Source organism: Actinocorallia lasiicapitis (assembly GCF_054778695.1).
Map to the genome: position 1 here is coordinate 1 of NZ_BAAGZI010000311.1, position 7,122 is coordinate 7,122.

A 7,122-nucleotide genomic window follows, 5' to 3' on the forward strand; every position below is an offset into this window, starting at 1 on the left:
CGCCGGTGGCGCCGCCGCCCGCCCCCGCTCCCACGCCCTACCAGGGCGGGAACGGGATCGCCTCGGCGCCGCCGCCCCCGTACGGCAACGATCCGTACGGAACCGTCAACGACGTCGGCTACGAGCCGTACACCCCGCCGGGCGGCCACGCGGGCAGCGGCTACCCGCCGCCCCACCACGTCCAGCGGCAGCCGAACCAGGGACGGCCGCAGGGCGAACGTCCCGCGCCCGGCACCCGCGCCGACCGGCCCGCGGAACCGCCGCCCAAGCCGTACGGCGTCTACAAGGTGCTGAGTGTCTCGCTGCTGGCCGCGATCCTGGGTCTCACCTGGGCGATCCCGGTCAAGACCGCGGTCTTCGCGGTGGCGCTCGCGGTCGTGCTGCGGGCCGGTGACCGTGCCGCCAAGGGCATGGAGTCGCGCCGGGTGCGCCGCGGGGAGCGTCCCACCGACGTCCTGGGCACGATGCTGCGCGCGCCGCTGCATCTGCCGGGGGCGCTGATCAGCTCGTCGTTCGTCACCCTGCTGGGCCTGATCTGCGGCACGATCCTGACGACCGTGCTGATCGCGTCGGGGCAGGACTCCGCCCGTGCGCTCACGCTGGGCTTCGGGCTGATCGTGGTCCTGCAGTTCCTCGGCCCGGGCGGCACCTCCACGCGACGTCAGACCGCGCGGATCTGGTCGGGGCTGCTGCCGCGCCGGGAACCGGCCTCGATCGCGGCGCTGTGCGTGGTCGCGGCGTCGGCCGTGCTGATCCTGCTCTGCGCCGACGCCGATCCGGACCTTTCGCCCATCGATGGCCTTCCCGGCACCCTTACGGAGTGGCGGGCGACCGTCCAAGGCTGGTTCTAGGGTGTTCTGGGTCACATAGGCTGCACAGACCCCGTGGTCCGAGGGCCCCCCGGTGCGAAGGCGTCCTACTAGCGAGTAACATTCGGGGACGGCTTGAACATGACCCCGGATCCGAGTCCGATTCGGTCGTTTGACAGGCTAGGACGAACACAGACCCTTTGAAGATGAGTTGCAAGGAGGTCGGCCGGCGGCCATGAACATCGTCGTATGCGTGAAGCAGGTTCCCGACACGGAGAGCCCCCGAAAGCTGAAGTCCGATGACAACACGCTCGACCGCGCCGCGGCCGACGGCGTCATCAACGAGCTCGACGAGTACGCCATCGAAGAGGCGCTGCTCATCAAGGAGGCGCACGGCGGCGAGGTGACCGTCCTGACCATGGGTCCGGACAAGGCCACCGAGTCGATCCGCAAGGCCCTCGCCATGGGCGCCGACAAGGCGATCCACCTGAACGACGCCGCGCTGGTCGGCTCCGACGCCCTGCAGACCTCCCTGGTCCTGTCGAAGGCGATCGACGGCGCCGACCTGGTCATCCTCGGCTCGGAGTCGACGGACGCCCGCACCGGCGTCCTGGCCGCGATGCTCTCCGAGCGTCTCGGCTGGCCGCAGCTCACCCTGGCCAACAAGGTCGAGATCGCCGGCACCGCGGTCACGATCCAGCGCCAGACCGACACCGGCTTCGACAAGGTCGAGAGCTCGCTCCCGGCCGTCATCTCGGTCGTCGAGAAGATCAACGAGCCGCGGTACCCGTCGTTCAAGGGCATCATGGCGGCGAAGAAGAAGCCGGTCGAGACGAAGACCGTCGCCGACCTCGGCCTCGACGCCTCCGCCGTGGGCGGCGCCAACGCCTACTCGGCCGTGGTCGACCACGCCGAGGCCCCGGCGCGCGCCAAGGGCACGATCGTGACCGACGAGGGCGACGGCGGCGTGAAGACCGCCGACTTCCTCGCCTCGAAGAAGTTCATCTAAGGAAGGGGGAGGACACAATGGCTGAGATTCTGGTTCTGGTAGACCACGCCGACGGCGAGGTCAAGAAGGTCACCTTCGAGCTGCTGAGCCTCGCCCGCTCGCTCGGTGAGGCTTCCGCGGTCTGGATCGGTCCCGGCTACGAGGCCGCCGCCGACAAGATCGCCGAGTACGGCCCGGCCAAGGTCTACGTGGCCGCCGACGCCGAGCTCACCCAGTACGTCGTGGCCCCCAAGGTCGACGTTCTCCAGCAGCTCGCCGGTGGCGCCGCCGCCGTCCTCGTCCCGGCCACGGCCGAGGGCAAGGAGATCGCGGGCCGGCTGGCCGTCCGTCTCGACTCCGGTGTGCTCACCGACGTCGTGGGCGTCGGCGAGGGCTTCGTGGGCGAGCACTCGATCTTCGGTGGCGGCACCATCGCGCATGCCAAGGTCACCAAGGGCACGCCGATCATCGCGGTCCGTCCGAACGCCGTGGCCCTGGCCCCGGCCGCGGGCAGCCCGGCCGTCGAGCAGGTCTCCGTCGCGATCGGCGACGCGTCCAAGACCGCGAAGATCACCGACCGGGTCGTGCAGGAGAAGGGCGAGCGCCCCGACCTGACCGAGGCCTCGGTCGTCGTCTCCGGTGGCCGCGGTGTCGGCTCCGGCGAGAACTTCAAGGTCATCGAGGGTCTCGCCGACACCCTCGGCGCGGCCGTCGGCGCTTCCCGTGCCGCGACCGACGCCGGCTGGTACCCGCACCAGTTCCAGGTGGGCCAGACCGGCAAGACCGTCTCGCCGCAGCTCTACATCGCCGCGGGCATCTCGGGTGCGATCCAGCACCGCGCCGGGATGCAGACGTCCAAGACGATCATCGCGATCAACAAGGACCCCGAGGCTCCGATCTTCGAGCTCGTCGACTTCGGCGTCGTGGGCGACCTGTTCCAGGTCGTCCCGCAGCTCACCGAAGAGATCACCAAGCGCAAGTAACGCCTTCGCGCACGCCGAACGCCCCCGGGTCCTCCCGGGGGCGTTCGCGTTTCCCCGGTACCCTGACGCGATGCGTCCTCTTCGCTACTCGGTCAACATCACCCTGGACGGGTGCTGCGATCATCGCGTGATCGTCCCGGACGAAGATCTGCACCGCCACCACATGGGCAACCTCGCCCGCGCCGACGCCCTCCTGTTCGGCCGGGTGACCTACCAGATGATGGAGGAGGCGTGGCGTTCGCCGGGCGGAAGACCGTCCTGGACGGAGCCCTTCGCCCGGACCATCGACGCCGCGAAGAAGTACGTCGTCTCCAGCACCCTCGACCGGGTCGACTGGAACGCCGAACTCCTCCGCGGCGATCTGGCCGAGGCCGTCCAGCGCCTCAAGGACCAGCCGGGCGACGGCCTTTTCGTGGGCGGCCTCCAGCTCCCGCAGGCCCTCGCGGAACTCGGCCTGATCGACGAGTACGAGTTCGTCGTCCACCCCAAGCTCGCAGGCCACGGCCCCACCCTCTTCGCGGGCCTCCCCACCCCGCTCGACCTCACCTTGCAGAGCCGCCGGGAGTTCCCCTCGGGTTTCCTAGCCCTCCAGTACACCCCCACCCGCTCTTAGGCCGCGACGAGTTCGCGGGCGGGCTCGGGGGCGGTGGCGACGTCGGCCGCCTGGGTGAGGGGGAGGAGGCGGGCGGTGAGGGCGATGGCCAGGGCCAGGAGGATGACGATGCCGAGGGCCAGGTGGAGGGAGGTGGATTCGGCGAGGAAGCCGATGAGGACCGGGCCCAGGAGGAGACCGCCGTAGCCCATGGTGCCGACCTGGGCGACGGACGCGGCGGACCGGCCCGGGGCGACCGTGCCGGCCAGGGAGATCATCGTGGGGACGATCGTGCAGACCATCAGGCCCGTCAGGAAGAAGCCCGCCAGGGCGAACGGGACGTTCGGGGCCAGCAGCACGACGCTCATGCCGACGGCCGTGCCGAAACCGGCGGCGGTCAGCAGCAGCCGGGTGCCGACCCTGGTCCTGATCCGGTCGCCGACCAGACGGCCGCAGAGCATGGCCGCCTCGAACAGCGGATACCCCAGCGCCGCGACGGCTTCGGCGGCGTGCAGCTCGTCGCGGAGCAGCAGCCCGCTCCAGTCGGCGATCGCGCCCTCGGCCATGAACGCCAGGAACGCCAGCGCGCCCAGCAGGTAGACGATCAGCGGCAGCCGCTTCCCGCGGGCGCCCGCGGAGCCGACGGCCGTCAGCGCGGGCGGGTCGGCCAGGTAGGTGCGGCCGAGCGCCAGCGCCGCGGGCAGCCCGATGATCCCGGCGACCAGCACGGCCTGGGTGAACGACCACCCGAGCCCCGCCGTCAGCGCGCCGAACAGGCCACCGGACATCGCACCCACACACCAGCCGGCGTGCATCCCGCTCATCAGCGGCCGCTTGTGCGCCCGCTCGACGACCGAGCCCTGCGCGTTCATCGCGACGTCCGTCACCCCGAAGGTCATCCCGAACAGCGCGCCGGCCGCCAGCAGTAGCGGGAAGGTCGGCGCGAGCGCCACCAGCAGCACCGACACCGCGGTCAGCGGCGCGGCGACCCGCAGCACACGACGGCTCCCGGTCCTTGCGATCACCCGCTGGAGGGCCTGCATGGCGACGATCGCGGCGAGCCCCCACACCAGCAGGACCACCCCGACCGACCCGGCGCTCAGCCCGAACTTGTCCGTCAGCGCCGGCATCCGTGCGACCCAGACGCCGCACAGCAGACCGCAGAGCGCGAAGGTCAGGAACGTGCCCGTCCGGGCGCGCGTCAACATGGCAGAACTCCTGATGTGAGAGGTGGCCGCCCGTGAAACCACGGACGGCGCGGAACCCGGTGGGGGACCGCGGAGGAAGGGCGAAGAGGGTTAGAGAAGGTCCAGCATCCGTCGGCGCATCGCCGTGTACTGCTCGGCGCTGTACTGCACCGGATCGGTGGCGGCCACTTCCCACAGGCCCTCGGCGGCCAGCCGGACGAGCTGCGCGTGGGGCGAGGCGTCGTCGCGGTGGTGCCAGCGTTTGATCGCCGCGCGGAGCGGGGCGGTCAGTTCGGGCGTGGTGGCGGCGGCCGTGATGGCGGCCCAGCGACGGCCCGTGCGGGCCCCGTCGGGGGCGGCGATCACCGCGAAGGTGGCTTCGACGAAGGCGCGCGTGTAGGAGTCGGGGCCGCCCGTGTCGTAGGACGCGACCAGCTCGTCGAACTCGGAGATCACCCGGGCGACGAGCCCCGTGATCAGCGCTTCCTTGGTCGGGAAGTGGTAGAGCAGCCCGCCTTTGCTGACCCCGGCGCGTTCCGCGACCGCGGACAGCGTCAGGGCCTGAGTGCCGTTCTCCTGGAGAACCGCCTCAGCCGCGTCGAGCAGAGCTTCCCTTTTCATGATGGAAACTACTGTACCGTCCGGACGGTACAGTGACAAATGCACAGGTCCGGGCGAGGAGTAAACTTGATGCGTTCCTGAGGAGGGCCAAACCCGTGCCGTATCTGGACCATGCGGCGACCACGCCGATGCTGCCCGAGGCGATCGCCGCGATGACGGAGCAGTTCGGAAGGGTCGGCAACCCGTCGTCGCTGCACGCCTGCGGACGCCGGGCGCGCCGCGTCGTCGAGGAGTCCCGCGAGATCATCGCCGAGGCGTTCGGCGCCCGCCCCAGTGAAGTGATCTTCACTTCCGGTGGCACCGAGGCCGACAACCTCGCGGTCAAGGGGCTCTACTGGGCGGGCCGCGCCGCCGGCCGGAACCGGGTGATCGCCGGCTCGGTCGAGCACCACGCCGTCCTGGACGCCGTGCACTGGCTCGCCGCCCACGAGAACGCCGACGTCGTCCATCTGCCCGTCGACGAGCTGGGCCGCTTCCGCCCCGACGACCTGCGCGAACTCCTCACCGACGACACCGCCGTCGTGACGGCCATGTGGGCCAACAACGAGGTCGGCACGCTCCAGCCCGTCGCGGAGCTGGCCGAGCTGGCCCATGAACGCGGCGCGTTCCTGCACTCCGACGCCGTCCAGGCCGCCGGGGTCCGCCCCGTGTCCCTGGCCGGCCTCGACGCCGTGACGATCAGCGCGCACAAGCTCGGCGGCCCGCTCGGCGTCGGCGCCCTGCTGCTGGCCAAGGGGGTCGATCCGGTTCCGGTGCAGCACGGCGGCGGCCAGGAGCGCGACGTCCGCAGCGGCACCCTCGACACCCCGGCCATCGCCGGTTTCGCGGCCGCCGTCCAGGCGGGTCTGGCCCGCCGCGACGCCGAATCGGCGCGGCTGGCGGCGCTGCGCGACCTGCTGATCGCCGAGGTCCGTGCCGCCGTCCCCGACGCCCACCTCAACGGCGACCCGGTCGACCGGCTGCCGGGCAACGCCCACTTCACCTTCCCCGGCTGTGAGGGAGACGCCCTGCTGATGCTGCTGGACGCCCGCGGCATCTCCTGCTCGACGGGCAGCGCCTGCTCCGCCGGGGTCGCCCAGCCCAGCCACGTCCTGCTGGCGATGGGCATCCCCACCGATCTGGCCCGCGGCTCACTCCGCTTCTCCCTCGGCCACACCAGCACCGAGGCCGACGTCCGCGCGCTCGCCGAGGCGCTGCCCCCGGTCGTCGAGCGAGCCCGCCGCGCCGGTCTCACCTAGCCCGTCTTATTTGGCCCGTCCTATCTGGTCTCGGCGGACAGCAGCCAGGGCCGTCCGAGACTCCAGATCTTCAGCGACGGCGACCGGCCCGAGGTGACGGCCGTCAGCGTGCCGTCCACGAGACCGAGGGCGACGGCGACGGGCGGGGTGTGCCGCGGCCCCTCCTCCAGCGCCGGTCCGATCCGGGTTCCGCTGAGCAGATCCCAGAGCATGACGCGGCCGTCCGCGCCGCTCGTCAGCAGCAGCGACCGCGCGCCGATCCGGGCGGTCGCCGCGCCGAGGACGGCGTCCCCGTGCCGCAGTTTGGCGACCGGCCGGCCCGGGCTCAGCAGATCCCACACCATGACGCTCTCGGCCCCGCAGGTGATCGCGGCGGGTCCGTGCTGGAGCCAGCCGGCCGCGACCGCTTTGATCGCGTCGCGGTGGCCGGCGAGGGAGAGCGGCAGCCGGACACGGTCCCGCAGCGACCAGAGGCCCACCTGACGGTCGTCGGCCCCGCCGACCAGCAGGACGGGCGCGCCGTCCAGTTCGGTGACGGCCAGCGACTGGATCGCGGCGCCCGCGGCGAGCGGCCGTCCGAGCTGGACTCCCGCGGCCAGGTCCCAGAGCCGGATGGTCCGGTCGCCACCCGCGCTGACCAGCACGGGAACCCCGTCGACCGGGATGAACGCCAGTTCGGTGACCGCGCCCGCGTGGCCGGTCAG

7 protein-coding genes and 1 pseudogene are annotated in these 7,122 nt (G+C 71.7%); 5 read left to right on the top strand and 3 right to left on the bottom strand.

The genetic code is table 11. The features are described 5' to 3' along the window. The 4 genes and pseudogenes from ACYVE7_RS25820 to ACYVE7_RS25835 form a co-directional block, all read left to right on the top strand. Nucleotides 1-851, top strand: a pseudogene (locus tag ACYVE7_RS25820) (hypothetical protein); the annotation flags it as partial. A 193-nt stretch (nucleotides 852-1,044) separates the two neighbouring features. Continuing rightward, nucleotides 1,045-1,818, top strand: coding sequence for an electron transfer flavoprotein subunit beta/FixA family protein (locus ACYVE7_RS25825; RefSeq protein ID WP_460368034.1), 774 nt, complete (start codon nucleotides 1,045-1,047; stop codon nucleotides 1,816-1,818). Nucleotides 1,819-1,835: 17 nt separating this feature from the next. Then, nucleotides 1,836-2,780 (top strand): electron transfer flavoprotein subunit alpha/FixB family protein, encoded by a 945-nt coding sequence (locus tag ACYVE7_RS25830; RefSeq protein ID WP_460368036.1) that lies wholly within the window; start codon nucleotides 1,836-1,838, stop codon nucleotides 2,778-2,780. 70 nt (nucleotides 2,781-2,850) lie between these two features. Further along, nucleotides 2,851-3,393, top strand: coding sequence for a dihydrofolate reductase family protein (locus ACYVE7_RS25835; protein ID WP_460368038.1), 543 nt, complete (start codon nucleotides 2,851-2,853; stop codon nucleotides 3,391-3,393). On the opposite strand, the gene ACYVE7_RS25840 is transcribed toward ACYVE7_RS25835, so the two are convergent. Beyond that, the gene (locus ACYVE7_RS25840) at nucleotides 3,390-4,580 is read right to left on the bottom strand and encodes an MFS transporter (RefSeq protein WP_460368040.1); all 1,191 of its coding nucleotides are present in this window, start codon (nucleotides 4,578-4,580) and stop codon (nucleotides 3,390-3,392) included. The two genes, ACYVE7_RS25835 and ACYVE7_RS25840, sit on opposite strands and share 4 nt — an antisense overlap. Nucleotides 4,581-4,670: 90 nt before the next feature. Further along, nucleotides 4,671-5,180: a TetR/AcrR family transcriptional regulator gene (locus ACYVE7_RS25845; protein ID WP_460368042.1), complete on the bottom strand. Its 510-nt coding sequence runs from the start codon at nucleotides 5,178-5,180 to the stop codon at nucleotides 4,671-4,673. A gap of 95 nt (nucleotides 5,181-5,275) precedes the next feature. On the opposite strand from ACYVE7_RS25845, the gene ACYVE7_RS25850 reads away from it, so the two are divergent. Next, nucleotides 5,276-6,418, top strand: coding sequence for a cysteine desulfurase family protein (locus ACYVE7_RS25850; protein ID WP_460368044.1), 1,143 nt, complete (start codon nucleotides 5,276-5,278; stop codon nucleotides 6,416-6,418). A gap of 20 nt (nucleotides 6,419-6,438) precedes the next feature. Here ACYVE7_RS25850 and ACYVE7_RS25855 read toward each other — a convergent pair. Then, the coding region (locus ACYVE7_RS25855; RefSeq protein ID WP_460368045.1) for a WD40 repeat domain-containing protein at nucleotides 6,439-7,122 on the bottom strand (684 nt) is incomplete at its 5' end.